Origin of the sequence: Polynucleobacter sp. AP-Nino-20-G2 (assembly GCF_018688235.1) — a bacterium.
Classification (GTDB): domain Bacteria; phylum Pseudomonadota; class Gammaproteobacteria; order Burkholderiales; family Burkholderiaceae; genus Polynucleobacter.
Genome location: NZ_CP061313.1, coordinates 1533076 through 1559471 on the forward strand (window position 1 = coordinate 1533076; position 26396 = coordinate 1559471).

At 44.8% G+C, this 26396-nt stretch carries 29 protein-coding genes and 1 tRNA gene; 13 read left to right on the forward strand and 17 right to left on the reverse strand.

The window, feature by feature from the left end; translation table 11 throughout:
- Nucleotides 1-20: 20 nt before the first annotated feature.
- Genes FD960_RS07995 through FD960_RS08005 form a run of 3 tightly spaced genes read right to left on the reverse strand, consistent with a single transcriptional unit; the run spans nt 21 to nt 3440 of the window.
- Nucleotides 21-1727: an amidohydrolase gene (locus FD960_RS07995; protein ID WP_215298489.1), complete on the reverse strand. Its 1707-nt coding sequence runs from the start codon at nt 1725-1727 to the stop codon at nt 21-23.
- 27 nt (nt 1728-1754) lie between these two features.
- The gene (locus FD960_RS08000; protein WP_215298490.1) at nt 1755-2636 is read right to left on the reverse strand and encodes a hypothetical protein; all 882 of its coding nucleotides are present in this window, start codon (nt 2634-2636) and stop codon (nt 1755-1757) included.
- Nucleotides 2637-2645: 9 nt separating this feature from the next.
- Complete coding sequence (locus FD960_RS08005) at nt 2646-3440, reverse strand: hypothetical protein (RefSeq protein ID WP_215298492.1); 795 nt, start codon at nt 3438-3440, stop codon at nt 2646-2648.
- 283 nt (nt 3441-3723) lie between these two features.
- Here FD960_RS08005 and FD960_RS08010 point away from each other — a divergent pair, with 283 nt between their 5' ends.
- Complete coding sequence (locus FD960_RS08010) at nt 3724-4359, forward strand: NAD(P)H-dependent oxidoreductase (RefSeq protein ID WP_215298494.1); 636 nt, start codon at nt 3724-3726, stop codon at nt 4357-4359.
- 157 nt (nt 4360-4516) lie between these two features.
- Here the strand turns inward: FD960_RS08010 and leuD are convergent, their stop codons facing one another.
- The 3 genes from leuD to FD960_RS08025 are packed head-to-tail and all read right to left on the reverse strand — an operon-like array spanning nt 4517 to nt 7574.
- On the reverse strand, nt 4517-5158 hold the full coding sequence (leuD, locus tag FD960_RS08015) for a 3-isopropylmalate dehydratase small subunit (protein ID WP_215298496.1): 642 nt from the start codon (nt 5156-5158) through the stop codon (nt 4517-4519).
- Nucleotides 5151-6572 carry a 3-isopropylmalate dehydratase large subunit gene (gene leuC, locus FD960_RS08020; protein ID WP_215298498.1) on the reverse strand — a complete coding sequence of 474 codons (1422 nt, stop codon included), beginning with the start codon at nt 6570-6572 and terminating at the stop codon, nt 5151-5153. The genes leuD and leuC overlap by 8 nt, the downstream gene beginning before the upstream one ends.
- A 36-nt stretch (nt 6573-6608) precedes the next feature.
- A complete protein-coding gene (locus FD960_RS08025; RefSeq protein ID WP_215298500.1) occupies nt 6609-7574 on the reverse strand; it encodes a tripartite tricarboxylate transporter substrate binding protein in 966 nt (321 codons plus the stop codon).
- A gap of 109 nt (nt 7575-7683) precedes the next feature.
- Here FD960_RS08025 and FD960_RS08030 point away from each other — a divergent pair, with 109 nt between their 5' ends.
- Entirely contained in the window at nt 7684-8598 is a 915-nt protein-coding gene (locus FD960_RS08030; RefSeq protein WP_215298508.1) for a LysR family transcriptional regulator, read from the forward strand.
- 51 nt (nt 8599-8649) lie between these two features.
- Here FD960_RS08030 and FD960_RS08035 read toward each other — a convergent pair whose 3' ends face one another.
- The gene (locus FD960_RS08035) at nt 8650-9084 is read right to left on the reverse strand and encodes a BLUF domain-containing protein (RefSeq protein WP_215298510.1); all 435 of its coding nucleotides are present in this window, start codon (nt 9082-9084) and stop codon (nt 8650-8652) included.
- A gap of 212 nt (nt 9085-9296) precedes the next feature.
- Between FD960_RS08035 and FD960_RS08040 the strand changes: the two genes are divergently transcribed.
- A complete protein-coding gene (locus FD960_RS08040; protein WP_215298511.1) occupies nt 9297-9794 on the forward strand; it encodes a (2Fe-2S)-binding protein in 498 nt (165 codons plus the stop codon).
- A 10-nt stretch (nt 9795-9804) separates the two neighbouring features.
- On the forward strand, nt 9805-12036 hold the full coding sequence (locus tag FD960_RS08045; RefSeq protein WP_215298519.1) for a xanthine dehydrogenase family protein molybdopterin-binding subunit: 2232 nt from the start codon (nt 9805-9807) through the stop codon (nt 12034-12036).
- Between the two features lie 104 nt (nt 12037-12140).
- Here FD960_RS08045 and FD960_RS08050 read toward each other — a convergent pair whose 3' ends face one another.
- Nucleotides 12141-12812, reverse strand: a complete 672-nt coding sequence (locus FD960_RS08050; RefSeq protein ID WP_215298521.1) for a cupin domain-containing protein — start codon at nt 12810-12812, stop codon at nt 12141-12143.
- 269 nt (nt 12813-13081) lie between these two features.
- Here FD960_RS08050 and FD960_RS08055 point away from each other — a divergent pair, with 269 nt between their 5' ends.
- Nucleotides 13082-14134 (forward strand): asparaginase, encoded by a 1053-nt coding sequence (locus FD960_RS08055; protein ID WP_215298523.1) that lies wholly within the window; start codon nt 13082-13084, stop codon nt 14132-14134.
- A gap of 306 nt (nt 14135-14440) precedes the next feature.
- Here the strand turns inward: FD960_RS08055 and FD960_RS08060 are convergent, their stop codons facing one another.
- Nucleotides 14441-15841, reverse strand: coding sequence for an exonuclease domain-containing protein (locus tag FD960_RS08060; protein ID WP_215298525.1), 1401 nt, complete (start codon nt 15839-15841; stop codon nt 14441-14443).
- A gap of 19 nt (nt 15842-15860) precedes the next feature.
- On the reverse strand, nt 15861-16448 hold the full coding sequence (locus FD960_RS08065) for an Rrf2 family transcriptional regulator (RefSeq protein ID WP_215298527.1): 588 nt from the start codon (nt 16446-16448) through the stop codon (nt 15861-15863).
- A 35-nt stretch (nt 16449-16483) separates the two neighbouring features.
- On the opposite strand from FD960_RS08065, the gene FD960_RS08070 reads away from it, so the two are divergent.
- On the forward strand, nt 16484-17077 hold the full coding sequence (locus tag FD960_RS08070) for a hypothetical protein (protein WP_215298528.1): 594 nt from the start codon (nt 16484-16486) through the stop codon (nt 17075-17077).
- Here FD960_RS08070 and FD960_RS08075 read toward each other — a convergent pair.
- Both FD960_RS08075 and FD960_RS08080 read right to left on the reverse strand, forming a co-directional pair.
- Nucleotides 17019-17453, reverse strand: coding sequence for a DUF2244 domain-containing protein (locus FD960_RS08075; RefSeq protein ID WP_215298530.1), 435 nt, complete (start codon nt 17451-17453; stop codon nt 17019-17021). The two genes, FD960_RS08070 and FD960_RS08075, sit on opposite strands and share 59 nt — an antisense overlap.
- Nucleotides 17454-17479: 26 nt before the next feature.
- Nucleotides 17480-17629: a hypothetical protein gene (locus tag FD960_RS08080; RefSeq protein WP_215298532.1), complete on the reverse strand. Its 150-nt coding sequence runs from the start codon at nt 17627-17629 to the stop codon at nt 17480-17482.
- Between the two features lie 133 nt (nt 17630-17762).
- Here FD960_RS08080 and FD960_RS08085 point away from each other — a divergent pair, with 133 nt between their 5' ends.
- Both FD960_RS08085 and FD960_RS08090 read left to right on the forward strand, forming a co-directional pair.
- Nucleotides 17763-18407: an LON peptidase substrate-binding domain-containing protein gene (locus tag FD960_RS08085; protein ID WP_215298534.1), complete on the forward strand. Its 645-nt coding sequence runs from the start codon at nt 17763-17765 to the stop codon at nt 18405-18407.
- A gap of 4 nt (nt 18408-18411) precedes the next feature.
- The gene (locus tag FD960_RS08090) at nt 18412-19272 is read left to right on the forward strand and encodes an oxygenase MpaB family protein (RefSeq protein ID WP_215298536.1); all 861 of its coding nucleotides are present in this window, start codon (nt 18412-18414) and stop codon (nt 19270-19272) included.
- Nucleotides 19273-19342: 70 nt separating this feature from the next.
- Here FD960_RS08090 and FD960_RS08095 read toward each other — a convergent pair whose 3' ends face one another.
- Nucleotides 19343-19522 (reverse strand): hypothetical protein, encoded by a 180-nt coding sequence (locus FD960_RS08095; RefSeq protein ID WP_215300690.1) that lies wholly within the window; start codon nt 19520-19522, stop codon nt 19343-19345.
- Nucleotides 19522-19920, reverse strand: coding sequence for an MAPEG family protein (locus FD960_RS08100; RefSeq protein ID WP_215298538.1), 399 nt, complete (start codon nt 19918-19920; stop codon nt 19522-19524). The genes FD960_RS08095 and FD960_RS08100 overlap by 1 nt, the downstream gene beginning before the upstream one ends.
- A gap of 77 nt (nt 19921-19997) precedes the next feature.
- On the opposite strand from FD960_RS08100, the gene FD960_RS08105 reads away from it, so the two are divergent.
- The 3 genes from FD960_RS08105 to FD960_RS08115 are packed head-to-tail and all read left to right on the forward strand — an operon-like array spanning nt 19998 to nt 22039.
- Nucleotides 19998-20627, forward strand: a complete 630-nt coding sequence (locus tag FD960_RS08105) for an alpha-ketoglutarate-dependent dioxygenase AlkB (RefSeq protein ID WP_215298540.1) — start codon at nt 19998-20000, stop codon at nt 20625-20627.
- Entirely contained in the window at nt 20620-21615 is a 996-nt protein-coding gene (locus tag FD960_RS08110) for an NAD(P)/FAD-dependent oxidoreductase (protein ID WP_215298542.1), read from the forward strand. The genes FD960_RS08105 and FD960_RS08110 overlap by 8 nt, the downstream gene beginning before the upstream one ends.
- Before the next feature lie 13 nt (nt 21616-21628).
- Nucleotides 21629-22039, forward strand: a complete 411-nt coding sequence (locus FD960_RS08115; protein ID WP_228385063.1) for a dihydroneopterin aldolase — start codon at nt 21629-21631, stop codon at nt 22037-22039.
- A gap of 123 nt (nt 22040-22162) precedes the next feature.
- On the opposite strand, the gene FD960_RS08120 is transcribed toward FD960_RS08115, so the two are convergent.
- Entirely contained in the window at nt 22163-22696 is a 534-nt protein-coding gene (locus FD960_RS08120) for a superoxide dismutase family protein (RefSeq protein WP_068949264.1), read from the reverse strand.
- A gap of 101 nt (nt 22697-22797) precedes the next feature.
- Here FD960_RS08120 and FD960_RS08125 point away from each other — a divergent pair, with 101 nt between their 5' ends.
- Nucleotides 22798-23427, forward strand: a complete 630-nt coding sequence (locus FD960_RS08125; protein WP_251369777.1) for a histidine phosphatase family protein — start codon at nt 22798-22800, stop codon at nt 23425-23427.
- A gap of 14 nt (nt 23428-23441) precedes the next feature.
- Nucleotides 23442-24296 (forward strand): DUF6671 family protein, encoded by an 855-nt coding sequence (locus tag FD960_RS08130; protein WP_068949265.1) that lies wholly within the window; start codon nt 23442-23444, stop codon nt 24294-24296.
- A gap of 37 nt (nt 24297-24333) precedes the next feature.
- Here the strand turns inward: FD960_RS08130 and FD960_RS08135 are convergent.
- Nucleotides 24334-24408: transfer RNA gene (locus FD960_RS08135), tRNA-Gly, on the reverse strand.
- A 22-nt stretch (nt 24409-24430) separates the two neighbouring features.
- Nucleotides 24431-26332, reverse strand: a complete 1902-nt coding sequence (htpG, locus tag FD960_RS08140) for a molecular chaperone HtpG (RefSeq protein ID WP_215300653.1) — start codon at nt 26330-26332, stop codon at nt 24431-24433.
- Between the last annotated feature and the right edge of the window lie 64 nt (nt 26333-26396).

Here is a 26396-nt window from a genome sequence, read left to right on the forward strand (position 1 = left end):
ATCTTACTTGGCCTTGAAAGTTAATTCACATTCACCTGCTTGCCATCAATCCAAGTTCCCTTGACCTTGATATTACGAATATCTGCTGGCGGTGTATTGCGGGGATTCTTCTCCAGCACTACTAAGTCAGCTTGCTTACCAAGCTCTAGACTTCCGACGATATTGTCAGCAAAGACTTGATACGCGGCATCGATCGTGATCGCACGAATAGCATCATCAACAGTGACCGCCTGAGTGGGTCCCAAGACTTTCTGCGGAGGCAACTGCCACAAGCGGGTCACTTCTTCGCTAATGTAGTTCAACGGACCCACGTTCGAAACTGGCGTATCGCTATGTAAGGTAAATTTACCGCCCGCGCGCTTGAAATCTCCAGCAGGATCGATGCGCTTAGCGCGCTCAGATCCGATGATGTGATTATTAAAGGCCGCACCCCAATAATCCACATGCCCAATCGTGAAACTAGGGATCACACCCAACTTCACTGCCTTTTTAACCTGAGGCTCATGGTTGACAGTGAAATGCTCAATACGCAAACGACGCTCTTCTGGATGAGGATTTCCAGCCAAAAGCTTTGAGTAGCTGTTAAGAGCTTGGTCAATCGCCTTATCTCCATTTGAGTGTGAAGAAATTTGCCAACCCTGATCAAAATATGACTTCATAGAAGCGTAAATGTCGGCATCTTTGTAGTTCAAGGCCCCGCTCCATTTAGAACCCTTCGGATAACTGTACGGATCATTGAGCGCAGCAGTCAAGCCTTGAGTAGAGCCATCGGTAATATATTTAATGCCAATAAAGCGCAACCGATCATCACCTTCATTCGGTTTGATCGTGTTGTATCCAGCAGGCAAAGTTTCACTAAATAAATAACCGCGCACTCTTATTGGTGAAGCATTTTTTGCAAAAATACTTTTATAAATTGCAATTTCCTTATCAACACCGAAATTACCACCAACACTCATATCAGAAGCTGTTGTCACCCCTGTTGATGCCATTTTTTTCATGGTGCCCTGAATCGCAGAAAATAATTCCGCCTCAGTTGGATTCGGCATTTTGGCCATAAATGGCAAATAAGTAGGCGGCTCCACCAACTTACCAGTGAGCTTGCCCTGCGCATCTTTCACATAAATACCGCCACCAGCAGGATTCGGGGTTTTATCAGTAACGCCAGCAAGTTCTAAAGCCTTGTGATTGACATAGCCAATATGACCCGATTGATTCACGATGAAAATCGGTACCTCAGTAGAAACCTTGTCTAGTTCATCCGCAGTCAATTCAGCCATAAAGGGGGCGGTGCGCGATGGATCAACACCAAAGCCAAATAACCATCCGCCAGCAGGCACATTTTTAAGGCCTGCCTTCAACTTCTGGCTCAAGGTTTCCAAGGTGTCATAAGGCAAAGTAAAGTTACTGAGATTTAAGCCCAGACCTTCAAGTACCGAAGTCACCATAATGTGCACATGAGGCTCTACAAAACCAGGCATAAGTGTTTGACCCTTGAGATCAGTGACTTTAGTACCGTCTGATTGCCAATCTTTAGTTACAGCCTCTTTTGTACCAACCGCAACAATCTTGCCGTTTTGAATTGCAAGGGCTTGGACTTCCTCATTCTTGGCATTCACTGTGAGGATAGGGCCACCATAAAAAATAGTATCCGCATTGCCCTTGGCAAAAGAAAGTGTGCAATGAGCTATTAACAGTACTGACAATAGTTTTGGTGCGAATTTCATTTTTACACTCCCAAGTGTGAATAGTAATTATTTAAGAACAACCAAGGTTGCAGTAGCACGAGCACCCCAACCAGAAGGACCACCAGGGATGTTGCTGACGTAATACATCGGACCCGCGCCAAATGAAATTGGCACCCCATCAAATACCATTAGCTTGGATGCGCCAATGTAGAGAGGATTAGAGGTGCGATGCGTGTCATAGTTATACAGCGCTTCCATATTGGCGGTATAGGTCCAAGCCTCTTTTGTGGTGAATGCAACAAAAGGTTGTCCATATATATTGTTTTGCGTACCAAACGCTGGGTTACCACCCACATTCCATGATTGGTAGCCAAGCACTCCATAAGTCCAAGGGCCTTGACGATTGAGCACCACACCAGTTACGCCGGCACCAGTTTGCTGTGAACCAAATTTTCCGCTATTGCCCGATGGGGACTGGGCATAAGGACCCACGCCCCAGATCCAGGATGAGTTGGTATTCGGTGCATAAAAAGATTCGAGGGTAACGCTAGCAATACCGTAACCGGAAAATGACTGCCCAGCAGCATTTTGAACGCTGACCTCTCTCGCACCAGCAATGATCGGACGCACGATAAATGTATCACCGCCACCCAGATTAAATGGAGCAACTGGCTGAAACAATAGCGTTTGCTCGGAGCCGCCTTGATTTTTTCCAACACCACGACTGAACTGATACTGCAACGGCACCGAGATCATATTGGCAATTGGGTTTGCCAATTTCTTGGCAATCCCTACGGTATCAACCACCGGCTCAGTAGGGGGGCTGACGGCAGCGATCTTTTCAGCGTTAATAGTTGCGGCACGAGTATCCATTTCTTGGGCAAGCGCAGGGCAAGCGAAGCTGATTGCCAGCAATGAAGTGGCAAGGCTTTGTGCAAAAAGTTTCATAAAATTTCTTTAAAACTTAAAAGTGATAGCAGCCTGAGGGCCTTGCATAGTCGTCTTTTGCAAGACTCCACCAGACTTCATATCGTAGTAAAGCGCACGGTAGGTCAAGGAAGCGTCAATCAAACTACCGAAAGATTTTCCTACCCCCGCCATCACCTGCCAGGTCAGATTCGTTGTACCACCTCCGCTACCGATATCGGCGTAAGCGGGGATATACCAGGAAGTATCAGCAATACGGTAGCGGCCCTTGGCACCAACAATCGGATCTACGGTAGATGTTTTATTGGAAATCGTCCTAGAGATCGATGTGCCCTCCAAATTACCATTTAAGGTGGCGGTAATATCAATCGCCCTTACACCCAGCAAAGCATCAACATAAGCATCTTTAGTATTGGCAACGGTATAAGTAGCGGCGCCGGTTAATACCGTTTGCTGCAAAGTGATCTTGTCGCCAAGAGTTACGCCACGGCCCTGCACCGGAATCGCTCCGGAGTGCTGCAATGTTGCGGAAATTAAATCGCCCATAACACCCCAATTACCGTTATGCGCTTCAGCGGCAATCATGCCACCAGACTTCAGGTTGCTCAAAACATTACCTGAAGAATAATCAGCGGATTTAGCAAGGCTATTATCAAAATTCATGGTGCCCTTAATGCCGGTCAACCATAAGTATGGCGTTACTTCAAAGCGCCATGCATCCGATGCCTTGGGAATAGGGGTGAGCTCTTCGGCCGCATTTACAAGAGGAAGCCAAGAACATAATGCGCAGGCTAACAAAATAGTTGAAATAATCTGTTTATTCATATGGGATAGGGTGATTTGAGGATGTTTATAGAATTGATAATTTTATAGAAATTTCTTGCGAAATCGCTCTTTTATGGAGCCAATCAACAAAAAACCTTTGTCATTTCTGGTGAAGACTCCGACAAAGTCCATTCTCCTCAATACAATATAGGGGAAATGCAGGGTTCGGACACAAACAGAGGTTGCTGATGCCAATACAACAAGCTCTCAATGTGCACTCTCATTATGGATATGACGCCTAATTTAACTGCATTTAATTCAATAAAAATCTAAAGGGATAGATATGAGCCTCATCGAGAAATTGCAATGGCGCTATGCCACCAAAAAGATGGATCCAAGTAAACAGGTTCCACAAGAAAAACTGGATCAAATTCTAGAAGCCACTCGATTGACAGCAAGCTCAAGCGGCCTTCAGCCCTACAAAGTACTAGTCATCACCAATCAAGCCATTCGCGAAAAAATTCAAGCAATCGCTTGGGGGCAGACCCAAATTACGGAATCTTCTTATCTTCTCGTTTTTGCGGCTTGGGATAACTACACTGCCGAACGCATTAATCAAGCCTTTGATATGACCGAGAAGGCTCGAAACTTCAAGAGCGAGGCTGGAGATGCTTATCGTCAAAAACTCTTGAGCACCTACCCACCAAGAGATACTGAACTCAATTTCACGCATGCAGCTAAGCAAGCGTATATTGGCTTAGGTACGGCTCTTATTGCCGCAGCGTATGAGCAAGTTGATTGCACCCCAATGGAAGGCTTTGATCCAGATGCGCTAGATCACATTTTGGACCTCAGGGCCCAAGGATTACGTAGCGTTGTTATGCTTCCTTTGGGTTATAGGAAGACTGACGAAGACTGGCTCGTAAATCTCAAAAAAGTTCGGAGAGCAAAAGAGGATTTCATTAGCTTGGTCGAATAAGCAACTGGATCGCACTCCGGTTATTCATAAAAACACCAACCCCAGGGTTGGTGTTTTTGCTTCTAGCCAATCTATACATTAGCAGTCGAAGGATAGCTCACGGTTTAGTCAATTAACTCAATTGATTTAAACGTCGGAATTACTGCCACCCCCTTTTTTATGCCAATCTATCAATCGTTCTTCTCGCCACATCCTTAACCCAAGGCTGCGCATCCCAATGCTTCTGAGTGAAGGCATCAATTTGTGGCTTGTATTTCAAGCTCAGCCCAATCACATCTAAGCCCTCCAAGAACATACGGTGATGTCTTGCGGACATGGTGAACTTGAACTCATGCTTTTGAGTGCGAACTGTTAGATTCTCAATATCAATCGCGATATCCACCGGAGCGCCACGATCATCCGCCTCTTGCATCAAGGCTTGGACTTGATCTTCGGGAAGAACGATTAACAATAAGCCATTACCCATTGCGTTAGAGTAAAAAATTTCCGCAAAGCTAGAGGCAATTACTGCTTTAAAGCCAAACTGCTGCATACCCCATACCGCATGCTCTCGACTAGAACCGCAGCCATAATTGGGTCCTGCAATTAGGACGTCAGTCGAAGCATAGGGAGGCTGATTGAGAAAGAAATCGGCTCTAGGCTGACCCGCCTCATCAAAACGCAAGTCATAAAATAATCCATCAGCCAAACCAGATTTATCGATGCCCCGTAAAAATTGTTTTGGCATTACCTGGTCGGTATCAAAGTTGGCAATGCGCAATGCGGCAGCGTGTCCGCTAATTCTTGATTGCTTATGCATTTATTGCTCCTTGTAATTTACGTACGTCAGTAATCATTCCAGTAACCGCGGCAGCGGCTGCCATGGCAGGGCTCATCAAATGGGTAATCGCGCCCCTACCCTGACGACCCTCAAAATTACGGTTTGTCGTTGATGCGCAGCGTGTACCCGAACTCAGAACATCATCATTCATTGCCAAGCACATGGAGCATCCAGGCTTGCGCCACTCAAAACCTGCAGCAATTAACTTATCCGCTATACCCTCTTCTTCTGCTTGCGCCTTAACCGCACCAGAACCAGGAACCACCATCGCTCGCACGCCCTGAGCCACTTTGCGATCGCCAACCACGGTAAGAACATTGCGCAAGTCTTCAATTCGGCCATTGGTGCAAGAACCGATAAAGACGTGGTTAATCGGGGTGCCTTCCAAAGTCTGGCCATCAGATAGCTTGGTGTACTTCAGGGCCTGCTCAAGACTGAGCTTTTCCACTGGGTCCTTAAAGGATTCTTTAGTTGGGATATTGGCATGAATGGCTATGGCTTGGTCTGGACTTGTACCCCAGGTGACAAACGGAGCCATATTGCTGGCATCACATTCAAACTCTTTTTCAAACTTTGCATCAGCATCAGAATACAAAGTTGCCCAATGAGCCAGAGCGCGGTCTTTCATCTCACCAGTAATATCGGGACATCTTGCAAGAACGTAATCAATTGCTGTTTTATCAGGCGCAATTAACGCTCCACGAGCACCCGCTTCCACAGCCATATTGCATAAAGTAAATCGCGCCTCAGTAGTGAGATCTTCTAAAGCAGATCCACAGAACTCCACCACATATCCAATGGCACCTTTAGCGCCAATTTGACTAATAATGTTCAAAACCATATCTTTGGAAGTGGTTCCCGCCGGCAACTGACCGTTGATTTTGATACGCATATTTTTAGCCAAGCGATATACCAAGGTTTGCGTTGCCAGAACATGCTCAACCTCTGATGTGCCAATACCAAAACCTAATGCCCCCAAGGCTCCATAAGTAGTTGTGTGACTATCACCACAAATAATGACCATGCCTGGACGCACCATACCGTGCTCAGGAGACACCACATGCTCAATTCCCTGTAAGGCATCATTAGTATCAAATAAGGGGATATTGTGCTTTACACAATTTTTCTTCAGATTTAATGCTTGCAATAAAGAAGCTGGATCGGCAATCTTTCGTGGCGCTTCATTGTGAGTAGGAATAATGTGGCTCACGACAGAAATATTCTGCCCAGGAATAGGTACACCACGCCCCTTCTCATCCAAGCCCGCAAAGGCTTGCGGACTGGTGTACTCATTCATCAAATGTAAGTCACAGAATAACAATACATTTTCTGCATCTAAGCTTGCCACTGTATGTGACTCTACTAGCTTTTGATATAAAGTTTTTGCACTCATGTAATTCTTTCAATAGAGATTTTTGCGGATGTATTCTTAGTCTGATGCGATACCACGCTCTTTTATGAGCCTTGCCCATACCGGAATTTCTTTTTCTAGACGTTGGCGAGCTTGCGCTGGTGTTGAAGGGATTGGATCAAACCCTTCTTTAGTCATGCGCGCTTTTAATGTCGCATTACCCAAAGTGGTATTCAGTGTTGCATTGAGCTTATCGACCACAGGCTGAGTAGTTCCCGCTGGAGCAAAAACAATAAACCAAGTCTCAAAGCTGTAAGCGGGTAATCCTGCTTCAGCCAATGTTGGAACATTCGGCATTAATGATGAGCGCTTGGTGCCCGTCACGCCAATTGCTCTAAGCATGCCGCTTTGTACAAACTGAGCGGCTGCAGATGCTACCGGGAAGCTCATATCGACTTGACCACCAGCTGTATCACTGAGAGCAGGGCCGCCACCACGATAAGGGATATGGGTAATGAAGGTATTAGAAGTGGCTTTAAATAATTCCGGGGCTATATGCATCGTGCTGCCATTCCCTGCAGAACCGTAGGTTAATTTTCCGGGATTCTTTTTAAGTAAGGCCAAGAGCTCTTTTAGATTTTGCGCAGGTACTTTTGGATTCACCACGAGAACATGCTGTGAACTCGCCACCATACCAATTGGCGATAAATCCTTCAGCGTGTCAAAGGGCATCTTTGGGTAAAGCGCTGGATTTACCGCCAGAGACAAGGTGTGAATACCGATCGTATATCCATCAGGTTTGGATTTGGCCACAGCATCTACTCCCGCATTACCGCCAGCGCCAGCCCTATTCTCCACAATCATAGGCTGCCCCAAGGTCTTACCCCAATCCTCGGAAATCATTCGGGCAGTAATGTCAGCGCTTCCACCTGGCGCATACGGAACGATCAATTTAATTGGGCGCTCCGGGAATGTTTGTGCCGCTGCAAAAGTAGCCAAACCCATAGCGCCCAAAAAGGCGATTACAGCGGTTTTGTATTTCATGGATGTCTCCTCCAATTTTTTTATCTGTAACGCTATCCTACCCGTAAACTAAACAAACTTAATATCGTTTAATTTATAACTTTCGGTCTTTTTAGTTAATAATCTTAGAATGGATAGTTTTTCAGATATCGCCTTCTTTACCCTGCTAGTGAAGCAAGGGAGCATGGCCGCTACCGCCCAGGAGCTAGGGCTTACACCCCCAGCTGTCAGCAAGCGACTTGCCTTACTTGAAAAGCGACTTGGGGTGCGGCTATTGCAACGTACCACCCGTCAAATTAGCCTCACACCGGAAGGCGAAACCTATCTGACCGAAGGTGCTCATGTGCTTGCCAGTCTTGAAGAATTAGAGCGCTCAGTATCTGGCAGCGGCAACACACCCAAAGGCGTCATCAAGATCGGCGCTACCCTAGGTTTCGGAAGAAGCCTGATTGCCCCCGCAATTGCCAAATTTTCAGACCTCTATCCAGGGGTTGAAGTACAGCTCACACTCAATGATCGACCAATGAATATTGTGGAAAAAGGTTTAGATGTGGTCATTCGTTTTGGTGAATTACCTGACGTACGACTAAGCGCAAGACTACTGGCAAACAATCATCGCATCTTGTGTGCCGCACCAAGTTATCTCAATCAGGCGGGAGAACCTGAACATCCGAAGGACTTGAGTAAACATCAATGCTTATTTATTCGTGAGGCTGATGAGTCTTATGGAACCTGGCATTTTCACCAAGGGCAAAGGACGGAAACCATCAAGGTTCAAGGCCCCTTAACCAGCAATGATGGCGAGTCGGTCTTGAAATGGGCTCTAGAAGGTAGAGGCATTATGGTTCGCTCAATCTGGGATGCCGATCAATATATTAGAAGCGGACAACTCAAAATCATTCTTCTAGACTGGAAACTTCCTAGCGCCGATATTTATGCGGTCTTCCCCACGCGCAATAACCTTTCGGCTAAAACGAGAGCATTTGTGGATTTTTTATTGGAAGAGTTTTCCAAGCATCGCGGGAATGCTCAACAACACTGGTAATGCGCTTGCTGTTAGCGTGTAATTTTCTGGCAACTACATCAAGCTCCGAATCTAGGTTTCAGGGTATTGATTGTTACTAGCAACCGATCGCATGATACTTAGTAATTCAACATCATTAGCAGGCAGACCATCTAAAACTCCCGCTAGGTGAGGTACATCTTTGGCAATTTGATCTCCACCATAAAATCTTAAAGCCCAATGAGGGAACAATCTTTGCTTAATTTCATCGAGCGCAATTTGATGGAGCACTTTGTGGCGATAGTCTTTTTTAATTTTCTCCCAAATAAATAAAACATCGTCTCGCTTACCTTCTAGAATTTGCCCGAAATGACCATTTTCATAAAAAAGTACGCCAGTGAGTTGATGCTCTTGATTCCATTGGCGAGACACATCAAATAAATGCACTAAGCTAGTGAGCCCCATCTCATGGGTCGCCTTACTCACATAACTCAGCTCAACTAAGTCATTCGCTTTTTCTAAACTCAATTCATACACTCCACAAGCTTCCCCATCTTTCTGCGATACGGATTAGTGTGTTCTCAACCTCTACAGGGATATACACGGATAAACCCTTAGACTTCCGCAAATGATAAAAACAGGGCCAAGGTAGTTATTTATTGCATTTATATTTGCGATATGTCAGCTTTGCAGCAATCGTTTAAAGTAGTTTGAAATAACTCAGAACTCAGGGGACAGGTATGAAGCTAACAATTAATGGCAAGGTACATGATATTAATGTGGAGCCAAATATGCCTTTGTTATGGGCAATTCGAGAAGTGATTGGACTCACGGGCACAAAATATGGCTGCGGCGTAGCGCAATGTGGTGCTTGCACGGTATACATGAATGGGGAACCTGTCCGCTCATGCTCTATACCAGTATCCGCTGTTGGGGCCAACAAGATAACAACCATTGAGGCACTTTCTAAAAATAACACCCACCCAGTACAGCAGGCTTGGGTTGCTCTTGATGTTCCACAGTGCGGATATTGCCAATCCGGACAAGTGATGGCTGCTGCTGCTTTATTAAAAAGAATTCCAAAGCCTACAGATGCCGATATTGACGCTGCTATGTCCAACATTTGTCGATGTGGAACCTACCAGAAGGTGCGCGATGGCATTCATGTTGCTTCTGGCCAGAAAAAATTAGCGGATGTATTGGCTCAGTATGATGCATCGCCTTCAACTCGCGGCTAAGGGATTTAACATGACACTGAATACAAAAAACACTTCATTAGAAAATGGCTCCCGTCGCGATTTCATCATCAAAGGTGCTCTAGCTGGTGGAGGTCTGTTATTAGGTGTGGGCGCACTACCTGAGGGCGCCTATGCTCAAGCTAATGCAGTCTATGATCCTAACTCTCCAACACGATACGGTGATGCTGAGGTAAATGCCTGGGTAAGCATCAAGCCGGATGACACGGTGTTTATCAGAATTGCTCGCTCAGAAATGGGACAAGGCACTCGCACAGGCCTAGCGCAATTAGTGACCGAAGAATTAGAGTGCAACTGGAGAAATGTAAAAACACAATCAGCAACTCCTGGTCAGAGCCTATTACGTAAACGTGTATGGGGCGAACATGGCACTGGCGGTAGTCGCGGCATTCGAATATCCGAAGATTATGTTCGCCGCGGAGCAGCTGCAGCTCGAATCATGTTGTTGCAGGCTGCTGCAAAGCAATGGAATGTTCCTGTCAATGAGTTAACAGTCGATAAGGGTGTTATTACACATTCGTCCACTGGACGTAAAACAACCTATGGCAAGGTTGCTGAGTTAGCCTCAACCTTAACGCCCCCCGACCCAAAATCCATCGTCTTAAAAGACCCAAGAACATGGAAAGTTGCTGGTCAGCCATATGCACGCCTAGATACGGCCAATAAAGTCAATGGTAGCAAGGTGTATGGCATTGACTTGCAATTGCCTGGGATGTTGTGTGCCTCTATAAAATCCTGCCCCGTATTTGGCGGGAAATTAGTGAGCTATGACGAGGCCAAAATTAGCAATATGCGTGGAGTAAGGGGCGTTGTCAAAATCAACGACAGTACTATTGCGGTGGTTGCTGACACTTGGTGGCATGCCAACACCGCTCTCAATGCCATGCCGATCATTTGGAATGAAGGCATCAGCGCCAATACCTCACAAGCCGACATTAATAAAAAACTGAGAGACGGGCTAGATGAACAAGGAGATTTCTGGCAACGCAAAGAAGGAGATGCTCCCGCCGCAATTAATGCATCCACCAAAAAAATAGAGGCCATTTATTTCACACCGTTTAGGGCTCATGTCACGATGGAGCCAATGAATGCAACGGTAAAAATCTCCGGCAATCGTGCTGAGGCATGGGTCCCCACGCAAAATGGAGAAGGCTCTCATGCAGCTCTATCAGAGGCAACCGGAATTCCTCTCGAGAATTGTGAAATCTACAAGCTAGATTCGGGTTGCGGCTTAGGTCGCCGTGGATCTACACAAGACTTCACAAGCTATGCGGCAAAAGTTGCACAGAAATTTCCCGGGATTCCAGTCAAAGTAATCTGGAGTCGCGAAGAAGACATGACGCATGATTTCTATCATCCAATCGCCATGGCAAAAATGACAGCAGGCCTTGATGATGCTGGCGACATCACCGGTATGCATATCAAAGTTGCGGGCCAGTCAATCAATGCCACACTGTCCCCGCAAAGCATTAAAAATGGGAAAGATGATCGCCAACTACAAGGTTTTTACGAGAATGGTCCCGATGCCCAATTGGGTTATACCTTCCCCAATCTCTTAACCGAATATGTGATGAAAAATACCCATGTGCCCGTTGGCCCATGGCGTGGCGTAAATACCAACCAAAACGGCATCTTCATGGAATGCTTTATGGATGAGTGCGCCACTGCTGCAGGCAAGGATCCAGTGGAGTTTAGGCGAGCCATCATGCAAAAGCATCCTAAGCATCTTGGAGTCTTAAATGCGGCCGCCAAAAAAGCAGATTGGGGCAAGCCCTTACCTGCCGGCACCTATCGCGGCGTCGCCCAATTCATGGGATACGCTAGTTACTCTGCCTGTGTAGCCGAAGTGACAGTACAAAACAATGTTGTCAAAGTTAATCGACTCGTTTTTGCTTTGAATGCGGGTCACATCGTAAACCCATACTTAACTCGCGAGCAGATAGAGGGCTCAGTTGCAATGGCATTGGGAGCCATCTTCCTGCCAGAGATCACAGTTGAAAATGGGCACATCAAACAGCAAAATTTAGATACTTACCCACTACTGAAATTACGCTCTACTCCTCGCATTGAAACGGTACTTGTTCCAAGCTATGACTTTTGGGGTGGCGTTGGTGAGCCCACCATTTGTGTTGTAGGCCCAGCGGTTGCCAATGCAATTTCAGCCGCAATTGGACGACCAGTGCGCAACTTCCCTTTGCAAAAGGAAGGTCTTAGCTTGGCCTAATAGATCCGTTAACCGTAACAATCTCTATAAAAACAGCCCCCATTAGAAATAACGGGGGCTTTTTTTATGACTAGCTACAGGAAAGAAGGAAGTACGGGCACCACTTAAGTAATTCCTAAGCCCCCAGCCAAAAGATGTCCTGTCTTCACAAAGATTGTGCAACCTTCTTTGCTAAATGGTTGATGCAGACTTAGATGGGGGCTACGAATCCAAGATCCAGCTGGATAGCGGCCATGCTCATCTTCAAAAACGCCATCCACCACAAATATCTCTTCACCACCGTAATGTTTATGTGGGTTAAAGTAGGTTTGAGGCGCCCAACGCACTAAAGTAGATCCACTTCCCTGCCGCATCAACGGCATCACATGAAGGCCCGGCACCATCCCTTGATACCACGGAGCTGTTTTTGTATCAATCACTTCTCGCTCCACCTGATCTGGTCCGAGGTGACGTAACTTTACAAAAAGAGTGCAGCCAGATTGACTAGATGGAGCATGGGAAGAGCCTGGAGGATTCATGATGTAAGTGCCAGCAGAATAATCTCCCGTTTCATCGCTAAACACCCCATCCAAAACAAAAATCTCCTCGCCAAACTCATGGGTATGCGCCTTAAATTGAGACCCAGCCTGATAGCGAACAATTGAAGTTGCTTTTGCCACCTCATCACCTATGCGATCAAGCATGCGCCTTTCAATCCCCGGCTCAGGACTAGCCACCCATGGTAAATCATGGTGATTAACTACGACTCTTTTACTGTAATCGGCATTGATATTCATTTATTGCAATGTAGGTGTTTGGAAACAAGCCAAAGAATAACAAGCAAACTAAATACGCGCTTAAATTGACCAAACCTCAGTTATCTCTAACTAGGGCTTTATTTTCTGCTCAGCCCAGGAGAACTTAAGCCTAGATTAGCTAAATCTCGCTCTTAGATACCAGATAAATCAGTGCAAACCCTAGGCCTAAATGAATGGGATAAATTTACTCTTGGATTTACCAAATTTAATAATTATTCCAAATAAATATACAGGAGAGCACTTACAAAATGAAATTTAAATACCTAATAATTTTGGGCCTACTTTCTTTGGTTTCGCTAAAACAAGTATTTGCACAAAATCTTCCCATCGTTAAATTCATTGCGACTGGCGGCACGATTGCAATGAAAATTGACCCAGTCAAAAATGCACCAGTTCCAGCCATCAATGGAGATGACTTACTGGCTGCAGCTCCAGAAGTTGGAAAATACGCCAAAATTGAAGTAAACAATATCTCCAACGTTCCTTCGGACTATATGAACCCTGAGCGATGGGTAAGCCTTACAAAGGCGGTTCAAGAAGCTCTAGAACGCTCTGATGTAGCCGGTGTAATTGTTTCTCACGGGACAGATACATTGGAAGAAACTGCGTTTTGGCTTGATTTAACAATTAAGTCGAATAAGCCTGTTGTGTTAATCGGGGCCCAAAGAAATGCATCTGTTTCAGATTTTGATGGCCCAAGAAATCTTACTAATGCCGTACGCATTATTGTTGACAAGCAATCAGAAGGAAAGGGTGTATTGCTGGCAATGAATAACCAAATCAATTCAGCCAGATACGTTACCAAGACTCATACCGCCAATGTGGAAACATTTAATTCTGGGATCTTTGGAATTATTGGTGAGGTTTATCCTGACCGTGTTTTCTATGCGTACAACCCTATCCGACGTCAGTATATAAAACTGAAGACCGATAAAATGCCAACCGTAGATATCGTGCCTATGTACGGCGGTGCTGATGGAATTGCGCTCAAAGCAGCTGTAGATCGTGGGGCTGATGGCATAGTAGTTCAGGCTTTGGGAATGGGAAACATGAACGAGTCTATGTATGAGGCAGTGAAATATGCTATTTCAAAAAATGTTCCCGTTGTGATTGCCACTCGCGTTCATAATGGCCGAGTTATGGGAAGCTATGGATTTGTTGGCGGAGGGAAAACTACAGTTGATGCAGGCGCAGTGATGGCGGACGACTTGCGCGCTCAGAAAGCTAGAATCCTCTTGATGCTATTGTTGCAACAAGGTACTAAAGATCAAAAATCTTTACAGCAAGCGTTTGATAAGTAATTTAGGAAACCTTTGTAACTTCAACTAAATACCCTAAGAATGTAAAAATGCCAACCCAAAGGTTGGCATTTTTATTTATAGTCGGCCCACCAGGACTTGAGCCTGGGATCAAAGGACTTTAGGAACAGCAATATTTGTATCATGCAACGCTTAACCGTTAAGCCACTTGGGATGAAATCGATCAATCCTATCGGCGCACCCTATAACGATTAACCCCAATACATCACCATCCAATTCGCCATATGAGCGCTTATCAGCACAAGCCAGTAGACTGCACTAGTCATAGGCTGGCGAGGCATTCAATATCTACTGGATACTGATGGGCATCACTTGTTTTTTATAGGGTCCGATCAAGGCTTTTTTGACTATCTTATAAATATCGAGGTCAAACTCAGCCTCTCCGGATTGAGTCAGCTCATAAAGCTCATCTTGATTGATGGCGGTACCGAGATAGCACCATTTATCGATAACGATCATCTCGCCGCCCTCCTGAATTGCGATAGGCCCGGAGTATGGCCACACCTGAACTTTAAATAGCTCTAGTACTGTTTTTAATTGCAGATTGTGTAAAGCAATCGGGGTGATATTAAGACACGCGCCGCCGCATTGTTTTACTTGATACCCAAAACAAGCCTTACCCTCAACCCGCTTCTCTAAACCAAGCAGCGCCTCACAAAGTCGATGCTTCTTGGCTATAGCCTTCAAATAAGAGTGCGCCTCTCGTTTGCTATAGAACAAGCCATATAAATTATCTTGCAAGCCAGGGGCGAGCTGATGATGGGTCACTAGCGTAGGCGTAAGCACTCCAGCACCATCTTCAACTAGGCTCCACCCACAAAGATCTTTAGATCTCCGTAGCTTAATGTTCATGCTGGGCATACGCTCTTTAATCAACCTTGATTCCAGAATGAGAGCGCCAAGCTCGCCGCTAGTTTCTATCCAATCAATATCTCGAACTTGCAAGGAGAGTTTCATTTCTTTACGTTGCGTTAGCGCACCCTGAAAGTGGCCCATCACCCTACTGCGCAATGAGATGCTCTTACCAATGTACAAAGGAACTCTATTCTCTCCATAAAAGATGTAACAGCCAGGAGCATCGGGAATTGAGTCTATTAATTCCTTATCAATATTGGGCGGCAAGCTAGGGTTGCCAACCAGCTGATTAATCACCTCATTCAGCTTTTCTTTCCCAAACTTTTTCTCACAGATGCGCCAAAACTGAAGTAATAAATCTGCGTCACCCAGCGCTCGATGTCGGGCGCTAACCTCAAGACCATGAGCATTAATGATGGTATCAAGATTATGGCGATCTTGATTGGGAAAGAGTAGCCTTGAGAGCTTCACCGTACACAATACTTTAGGCTTAAAGTCTATGCCAATTCGCTTAAAAGAGGCCTTGATAAACCCGTAGTCAAATCGAGCGTTATGAGCAACAAATATCTTTCCTTCAAGCTCTTGCTTTAAATCTCTTGCGATTTGCTCAAAGCTTGGCTGATTCTCAACCATCTGCTGAGATATGCCAGTAAGCCTTTGGATATTTTGTGGAATATAAGTTTGGGGGTTAAGTAACTGCTCCCATACGTAGACCTCATTGCCGGCTAAAGTTTTGATGCCAATTTCTGTAATACGATCACGATCAAAATGCGACCCAGTGGTTTCAATATCTACAAAGGCTAAATCAGGGTAAGCGAACTCTTGTGCATCCACGTCAAATAATTTTATAAATTCAACTAGCTAGCGAGTCTTTATTGAGATAGTCGGCAAAGCTAAAAATTGAGTTTGGCCCCCGAGGAATATCCTCCACCTTTTTAAATGAAGTCTTCACTACTTTTTGGAACTCCCCCTTGGGTCTTTTTTCTTGTTTAGCCTTCACCTCAGGCTCTAATGGAAAATATGACTTTCTTTCGGGTGCTTTTTGCACATCACTAAAGCGGGGAATATAGTCCGTAATAGTGGAGGCTAAGGTGACGTTCGAGATGCAATTCAACATATAAGCCTCTAGCGACTGGTAAAGCTCTTTTGCTATATCAGATACTTCGACTTTGCGCTTTTTAATGCTATTCATCGCCAAAACGATATCTTTGATCGTAATGATGCGGGGATCCTGTAAAAGTTGATAACCACCAGTTCGTCCTTTAATCCCAATAACAAGTCCGGATTCTCGAAGGGGTCGCAGCAATAACTCAATGCGGCTAGTCGACATATGCAGTCTTTGAGCTATATCTGGAACGGGAACTACTTGACCATTAATAGAGTGGCTAGCAATATCAACTAGAGTGTTGAGGGCTAATTTGACTGCTTTGCTAATTTCCATGGTAGTTTTGGCATAAAAGTGAGATTAGATCTAGTATGAAACTGATTTTCACTTTGTGCTGCATCGCATTAATTAACCCTTTTTATTCCATGGTTGAAGTTTCCAGAGCTCAATACGCATCCTCCTGCCGACTACTGCGCTTTCTTGCTTGTTTAATGGCTGGCGCCATCATTGCACAAGCCCTTGGCTACGCCGCTCCTTATCTTGTAATGGAAGATGCTCAGGCGGCTAGCATGATGGCGCATCTAGTAATGCAGCATCTCTCGTATTATTTTTTGGGGTGTGCGTTTTTCATCTTAAGCGTGTCAAATATCTTAATTAAGCGCGGCATATTCCAACTGAAAGCAATTCGCTTGTCATCACTCATGTTGATAGCTTCAATTGCTGCCGCTAGTTTTCTGCTCATACCACGTATGGATTACCTGAGGGAAACAGCGCTACAAGACGGAATGCCAGTAATGCTCTCGCCCTTTGCAAACTATTTTTCAATACTCAATAGCATTACGCTCTTATTGCTGTGCACTCAAATTTTCTCGAGCGCCCTCATCGCCTGGCGCCTAAGCAAGACAATCATCCTAGGTGGGCCCGAACTTGCGCAATCAAGGCAAGCTGCTGCTCGTACCTTATAAACTGACCTAGCTCAACCCTTAATTTGGATTGGCTGATATGGAATATTTTTGAGCCCTCAGTCGGCGCCTCAATTTTTGCCCACTGAGTATTAAATTCATAAAGCGTTTCTTTGTAGCCAATAAATTTTTTAACCAGAAGACGCTTACCTTCGATTTCGATCGTTTCAGAATCTAAGGCATGCCTACAGTAGATTAAAAAACCAATCGTTACTGCCATTAACTCTAAGGTCGTAAAAATGGGGATCATCCACACCCCAGCCAAAAAGAAGCCCGTTGCCACAATTAAAGAGAGGCAAACTAAGGCAATATAAAACCGGAGAAGCTGCTTAGGCGTCAGAGCGCAGTTTCTGCGCATTTGCCAACGTTTCGCACCCATATCTACTGACCAAGAGCAGTCGGAGGTTATTGAATCTTGTTGGCCTCTTGAGCTTTAGCCAATCGGTCGGCACTGCGCTGCTGAAAATCGACCATATTGTGATAACCCATTTGATAGCAGGGACAATGCTTACCTAGAATAAAACGGGCAAGCTTGATGCGAAATTTCTGAATCATTGATTTCTCCAAGTATTGAGCCTTTAATGTAAACGCAAACCTGGTTTAGTGCATACAACTAGAAAAATAGTGGGAAATATTGACCTCCAATAGAGCCTCAGCAAAGTTGAGATAAATCCATTACATTGATCTGATGACCTATTCCACCTCCTCCTTGCGCAAAATTCCTTTATTTCCACTGGGTACCGTACTTTTTCCTGATGGCGTGATTGCTCTGAAGATTTTTGAGGCGCGTTATCTCGATATGATTAAGCAATGCTTGCGAGAAAAGACTGAGTTTGGCGTGGTAAGCATCATCAAAAACCAAAATACCAATGAAGAGGACATATCTCTATCCTTTTCAAATATTGGCACCCTGGCACAAATTGAGGACTTTGACCCTATCCAGCCCGCTCTTTATATGACCAAGTCATTTGGAACGCAGCGCTTTAAGTTGGTGAGTAGCAAACAAGAGACCAGCGGACTTTGGATGGGTGAAGTCGAGCTTTTAGAAAATGATCCCTTTACCCCAATTCCCCAAGAGCATCAAAAAGTTGCCGAGCTATTAGACGACATTATCTCTGTCATTCAAAGCGAAGATCTCTTGGCTGAGGCGCCTTTTAAGAAACCATTTAAGGTAAATGATTGTGGCTGGGTCTCCAACCGCCTTGCCGAGCTTTTACCAATCTCATTAGCTCACAAGAATCACTTGCTAGCACAGACCAATCCCAGGATTAGACTTGATCTTATTACTGAAATTATTGAAGATGATGATTTAAGAAATCTCAAGATGCATTAGCACTATGCTAGATGAGCTCATTCGCAAAACCATTCGAGAAATGGTGGGCGGCAGCGGACCCCCAGTAGCATTTCTCACGCCAAAAGGTGATCCAGGATTATTTGGCCCCGAGTCAGTGGCCTGGAAAATCCATGCTGACTTTATTTCCATGATGATTGGCGGTATTAGCTCGTTGATTTTGCAATCACTTCACCCGCAAGCCCTTGCTGGAGTTTGGGATCACTCTACGTTCAGAGAAGATCTAAAGGGGCGCCTTGGCAGAACCGCATTTTTTATCGCGGCAACAACCTACGGCCCAACTGAAATGGCAAACAATGTGATCACAAAGGTCAATCATATTCATACCAAAATTACCGGCTTAGATGAGTTTGGTAAACCCTATTCAGCAACCGATCCTCATTTACTTGCTTGGGTACATCTTACAGAGACCCGAAGCTTTATGAGCGCTTTTGAGGATTATCGTAAAGAGACTATTAATCCAAGGGATAAAGATCAATATTTTTTAGAAATGAAATCCTTGGGTGAAAGAATGGGTGCCAAAGACCTCCCCAACACTTACGCCAATACCGAGAGCGCCATTAAAGCCTATATTCCGGAGCTTTATTTTGGTGAGCGTGCTAAGAGCATTATTGATTTGCTTGAGAATTTTCCCAGCAATTTAACTGCTAAGCCCTTTATTAAACTCATTAGCCGCGCAGGCTTTCTGAATCTTCCGGGCTGGGTGTATCCCTTGATTGGAAGAGCTACCCCAAGTTATTTAGAGCGCTTAGCAATTAGAAAGAGCATTGATTTGATTGCCTTTCCTGTTCGCGAGGCCCTTAAAGATGGGGTGGCAGCCCACTCACTTCGCAGAGTCTACGGATAATTTTTTGAAAGCGCTCATGATCACCGCTTATCTTTTTTACCGTTGTGGTAGCGCCCGCTGCCCTGGCTAGTTATTCAGTTTTGAACTTGTCTGGCTCTTGACCTTGGCTCTTCTGGGTGCAGGGCTGTAGATTCAGGCTGGGTGCTGACATTTTTTCTCCATCCCAGACTTGTCCACACCAACACTCGCCTGCATCATTAATGATGCAAACACCGGATCCACAGCAGCGTTTATCTGGAGCCTTCATCATCAGACCTTCATTAGCTGAATAAATATTCCATAAGCAGCCCCAGTCCATAATCCAGCCACAACCAGGATAGAGATTAAGAAGCCAGGGCCGCGTTTAGCAGGATTAAGTTGATAGGCTATGGCATACCAGATTCGGGCAATGAGCCAAATAACACCGGAATCCCCCGCTCCTTTATCTCCAATAAAAATGGCGTAAAGCCATAAAGCAGGCAAAAACATGAGAATGTTTTCAATCGTGTTGAGCTGGATGCGATAGGCACGCTCAAAAAGCTCATGCCCAGAAACCGCCGGGGCCTTTACTTGATATTTGCCTCTGGCCCTACCCACATTAAAAGTAAGCCCAAACATTAGCAAAACGGTAAGGAGGGTTATAAAGGAGGTGTAGAGATACTGATTCATTAGTAGGGCGCCATCAAGAAATAGGAATTAAGGCTATTCTAGGGTTTTTATTCATTTAGTGCTTACATCCATATTTGATGAATCAAGGCCTCCTGTTTACCACCAAACCAACCCAAAGTAGGTTAAATCTATTGCCCAAAGATGGGGTCGCCATTTACCGGCCAGGATTTATAAGTGCTACTGAATGCGCCAAGCTTATGGAAGAGTTGCAACAGTCACTGCAATGGGAGGCTGATCGACTAATGATGTTTGGCAAGTTAGTCATCACTCGTCGCAAAGTAGCTTGGGTTGGCGACCCCGCTTGCACTTATACCTACTCGGGAGTAAAAAAACAGCCTCAAGCATGGACCTCAGAACTATTGGCCATTAAACGTCAACTAGAGAATATTGCCCACTCTGAATTTAACTCTTGTCTACTCAATTTCTACCATGATGGTGCAGATGGAATGGGCTGGCATAGCGATGATGAAAATGAGCTAGACGCCCAATCCCCTATTGCCTCACTAAGTCTTGGTGCCACCCGTAAATTCGCCTTTAGACACAAGCAAGATAAATCAACCACTTCCCTGCTTCTGGAAAATGGTAGCGCCCTCATTATGCACGCCCCCACTCAGCAATTTTGGCAGCATACGCTCCTGAAGACAAAAACTATACATACACCTCGCATCAACCTAACCTTCAGAAAAATCAATGTTAGCAATGAATAAGGATCAACGAAAAACAATCTCTGTTGCGATCATTGGTGCCGGCATAGCGGGACTTAGCTGTGCTACTCGGCTTAAAGCACTGGGATTTACAGTACAGATCTACGAAAAGAGTCGCGGTGTCAGTGGCCGCATGAGCACTCGTAAGGCGGATGATTGGTCAGCTGACCACGGAGCCCAGTACTTCACTGCTAGGGACTCCTTATTTATTGAAGAGGTCAATCAATGGGTTGATACCGATGCGGCTGCTATCTGGAATCCACGCTTAAGAGTGTATGAAGCCAAACAATGGCGAGAGAGCGTCTCCAGTGAACATCGTTATGTCGGCACTCCCGCCATGAATTCAATTGGTAAACATTTAGCCAGGAATTTGCCAATTGAATTTAATCAAACCATTGATCGCATTGCTTATAACAATAGTAAGTGGCTATTACACAGTCTAGAAGCCGGCGACATTGAACAACAATTTGACTGGCTTGTGATAGCACTTCCTGCACCTCAAGCCCAAGCTCTTGCTAAGTCGTCGGACAAGTCAATTGAAGAAATTGCCGCTGATGCCAATATGCTGGGCTGTTGGACTGTTATAGCAAACTTTGCAGAAAAATCGGATGTTCCATTTGACGCTGCTTTTATTAACGATGAGATTATTAGCTGGATTTCTCGAAACAATTCAAAGCCAAATCGAACTGGTATGGAGACTTGGACTATTCATGCTAATCCTCAATGGAGTCAAGAATGGATCGAGCTAGAAAAAGATGAGGCAGCCAAGCGTATCCTCAATTGTGCAAAGACGCTTGGTCTCGATTGTGATCAAGCCATCATTACGATTCATCGCTGGCGTTATGCAAGCGGGCATATTAATTGCATTCCAGGCTTTAGATTTCGAGAGGATTTAAAGATAGGGTTTTGTGGCGATTGGCTTCATGGCGGTAGAGTTGAAGGCGCTTGGCTCAGCGGTCACAAGTTAGCATCGCAGATTGCAAATAGTTAAAGGTAAAATCTATATGAATATGATGAACACAAATGCACGTATTGAATTAAAAGATCTCAAGCTCCAGACGCAAATAGGAACTTATGGACCAGGAGCCATTATTCCCAAGCAGCATCTTTTAGATTTGACTCTATGGATTGACTCAAAATTAGTCTTGATCTCCGAAGATGTCATGAAGAATGTATTTGACTATGACCCATTAGTTACTGAAATTAATAGGCTTGCGGGCGATGGTCATTATGAGACCCAAGAAAGATTGATGACTCGTATAGTTCAAGCTTGCGCAAAATATTCCGAAATCATTTCTCTTGAAATTGGCCTGAGGAAATTGCCGGTCAGCGCAGGCTCTGGTTCACTTGGTGTGCGTCTCATGGTAGACGAAAAGACTATGCAGAGACTAAGAACCTCAAAACTCTCAGCGTAAATAAGCCCTAATGAGGCTTAAAAACTCATCATAAAAGTATCGAAGTTTTTTACGAGCCTCATATCGCGGACGATGAAAATGTGTCATGCCAGCCCGAAGGCCGGCATTCCTTGTGATCTCTGCTTACTTAATCAAGCCGCAGGCAATACGAGGGCCAGAGTTACCAGCAGGCTGACTCTTATAGTCATCCGGATCTCTGTGAACCACTACCGATCGACCCACAATTCCTGTTGGCCCAGTATTAACAGAAAAGCCGTGCAATTTTGCCGTATAGATTGCGTTACCACTAGCATCAGATTTGATATTCGGTAAATCGCCTGCATGATTCATGCCACTATCAGGCATTCCATGCATCTTAGTTTCAGGATTAAAGTGTCCGCCTGCACTCGTTGCATCAGGCGCAGAGCAGTCTCCCTTTTCATGAACATGAAAACCTTGCTCAGAATTAGGCTTTAAGCCAGAAAATTTGCCATTGATTAATACGTCATGACCTTGCCAAACAAAGGTAACTTCGCCTTTAGCCTGGGACCCCGACCTAGAATCCAAGCTAGCACTTGCCTTCTGCCCAGCACCCTGCTCCATAGATTGACAGGCAACCAAGGACAGCAATCCCGCGGTCGAGGCTGCAAGGAGCATCTGTTTTTGAATTAGCTTCATTTTTGACTCCGTTATTTTTATAACAATTGAAATTACCCGATCAGTTTCACACAAATAAATTGAACTTGCAGGATCCCGATATCCAAGATTACGAGCCATGCATGAATTCACAACTTTTACTAAACTGGGGCATCAAAGCGCTCGAAACTATGAAATTGAAAAAATTAATCACCCTTTTGTTGGTAGGCCCTTTACTTGCCTTTTGCACCTTATCGGCAAGGGCGAACCTTGCAAATGAATTGAATGATGGGCAGCATGTCCTGCTGATGCGGCATGCCGACGCACCAGGTTACGGAGATCCCCCGGGCTATCAATTGGATAAATGCGCGACCCAGAGAAATCTAGGGGAGAAAGGTAAAAAACAGGCAGTAGCCATAGGTCAATGGTTAAGCAGCCAAGGAATTAGCTCTGCAAAAGTATTTAGCAGTCCCTGGTGTCGCTGCCTCGATACAGCAAGGCCATTGAACAAAGGACCCGTCACAATTACACCGGTACTTGGCTCTTTTTTTGACGATATGAGCCTCGAAAAACAACAAACCCAAGATTTAGAAAAGTTGATTCAAACTCAACTTAAAGAAAATCCTAAAGCGCCACTCATTCTAGTGACACACCATGTCAACATACAAGCTTATACAGGTAAGGTGGTGAATGTTGGTGACATGGTCCTAGTCAAGACCGACAAGAAAGGCAAATACCTTTCTCATCAAATCTACCCAAGTCCAAGCTATTAAAAATTTGCGCTCTTATGTCAAATCATCTCAAGCCTTATGATGGATTGAAAGCAAGTCTACTAACTCAACATGGTAAAGAGTCTGTAATTTGCCCTGAAATGCTTAACACCAATGGTCTTGAAGTAATTCATGTAACGGGATATGACACAGATAAACTTGGAACGTTTACTCGTGATATTCCGCGGTATGGATCGCAACTAGAAGCTGCCAGAAAAAAAGCAAGGGTTGGCATGGAGCTCTCAGGAACTCAAATAGGTATTGCTAGTGAGGGAGCATTTGCGAATGATCCATACACCGGACTAATTCCTTGGAATTATGAATTAGTTCTAATGGTTGATGACACCCGCAATATAGAAATTGTTGGGTTTTTTGGAGGGGAGGCACAAAGTGCGAGCAAGCTGGCGTCGAGTTGGGATGAGTTGACAGTCTTCTTGTCTGAGGCCCAATTTCCAAGTCATCAATTGGTAATTAGGCCTGATGATGAATACCAACTTGAATGCCGTAAAGCCATCAACACAATTGAGTCGCTAAAAGAAGCATACGACTGGGCTGCGAAGCTTTCCAAGAGCGGCAATGTCTTTGTAGAGAATGATCTACGGGCTCACACTAACCCAACCCGCATGGCAAATATCCTAAAAGCAACACAAGATTTAGCCAAGAAAATGGCCTGCCTTTGTCCAGAGTGCAAATCTCCTGGGTTCTCAATTACTGAAACTAAAAAAGGCTTACCCTGCCGTCACTGTGGAGCACCAACAAATTTACCAATTGCTAATATGTGGTCATGCGTAAAGTGTGGACACAAAGAAGGGGTGGCGATTACCAACCAGGACGGCGCCGACCCATCAAGGTGTAATTACTGCAATCCTTAGAAATATGTTTTGCTGGAAGTAACGCTTATTAACACTCTGGAGCGGGTGAAGGGAGTCGAACCCTCGTCTCTAGCTTGGGAAGCTAGGGTAATAGCCGTTATACGACACCCGCAATAGAGGCAATCTACATGAAACTATTTCAGCAGCAGCTGATTCAACCGCTTTACAAAACTTGCCGGATCATTTAATTGACCACCCTCCGCCAAAAGCGCCTGATCAAACAAGAGATTAGCCCAATCATCAAAATGTTGATCGTTACTTTTGAGTCTGGATAGCAAAGGATGCTCTGGATTAATCTCTAATATTGGCTTCATATCAGGTGCATTTTGACCAGCGGCTTTGAGCATGCGTAGCAGGTTGCCAGACAGCTCATTCTCATCAGCAATCAAACAGGCTGGGGAATCAGTTAGGCGGAATGTCACCCGAACATCCTTAGCCTTATCCTCCAACACCTTTTTCATTCGCTCGACCAAGTCCTTGAACTGCTTCTCAGTCTCTTGATGCTCTTTCTTTTCTTTTTCATCACTTAGACTTCCTAAATCTAGGCCACCCTTAGCAACTGATGCCAATTGCTTGCCGTCAAACTCAGTGACAAATGAAAGCATCCACTCATCAACACGGTCAGATAGCAAGAGCACTTCGACGCCTTTCTTGCGGAAGATCTCTAAATGCGGACTATTTTTGACCGCATTAAAAGATTCTCCGGTAACGTAGTAAATCTTATCTTGGCCTTCCTTCATACGCGAAACATACTCGGCCAAAGATACCGTCTGTTCAGCAGAGTCGTTATGGGTGCTGGCAAAACGCAAGAGCTTGAGAATGCGATCTTGGTTTGCATGATCTTCGCCAACACCCTCTTTGAGTACCTGACCAAATTGAGTCCAGAAGGTATGGTATTTCCGTTTCTTACCTTCATCTTCGCTATTGGCAAGTTCTTCAAGCATACTCAAAACACGCTTAGTCGAACTTTCGCGAATGACTTTAATGTCGCGGGACTCTTGCAATATTTCACGAGAGACATTTAGGGGCAAATCAACCGAATCAATTACGCCAGTGACAAAGCGCAAGTACATTGGCATGAGCTTTTCAGCATCATCCATAATAAAGATACGTTTTACATACAGCTTAATGCCACCACGTTTATTGCGATCCCATAAATCAAATGGCGCCCTGCTAGGCACAAAGAGTAGCTGAGTAAATTCACTCCTACCTTCTACGCGATTTAATGAATAACACAAGGGATTTTCATAATCATGCGAAAGGTGCTTATAAAACTCGTTGTACTGCTCTTCAGTGATATCTGACTTATTGCGAACCCATAGAGCAGAAGACTGATTAATACTTTCTAGCCCATCCTTAACCACCTTCTCTTTTTTATCCGCATCCCACTCCTCCTTGCGCATCTGGATCGGCAATGAAATATGGTCAGAGTACTTCCGAATGATGGATTTGAGCTGATGGCTATTGAGGAAATCATCCTCCCCTTCTCGCAAATGTAATGTAATGGAGGTACCACGTTGAGGGCGATTAATTTGTTCAATCGTAAATTCGCCTGAACCATCCGATTCCCAACGAACTCCATCTGAAACAGACAATCCTGCGCGACGAGTTTCTACGGTGATGCGGTCGGCAACAATAAAGCCAGAATAAAATCCTACGCCAAACTGACCAATTAAAGCGGCATCTTTTTGCTGATCACCGGAGAGTTTTGCAAAGAACTCTTTAGTCCCAGAGCGAGCAATAGTGCCCAGGTTATTGATCACCTCTTCCCGACTCATACCAATTCCATTATCTGAAATGGTCACCGTTCTAGCGGCTCTATCAAATTCCACTTTGATTTTAAGATCAGGGTCATCACCATACCAATCAGGGTGAGCAATGCCCTCAAAACGCAATTTATCTGCAGCATCCGAAGCATTCGATATAAGCTCACGCAGGAAAATTTCCTTATTAGAATACAAAGAGTGAATCATCAACTGCAAAAGTTGCTTTACTTCTGCCTGAAATCCAAGTGTTTCTTTAGTAGCAACAGTCATTTCAATTTCCCATAGAAAAGATTGATTCCCCATTACTTGGGGATAGTTTTTAGCATTTCAAGAC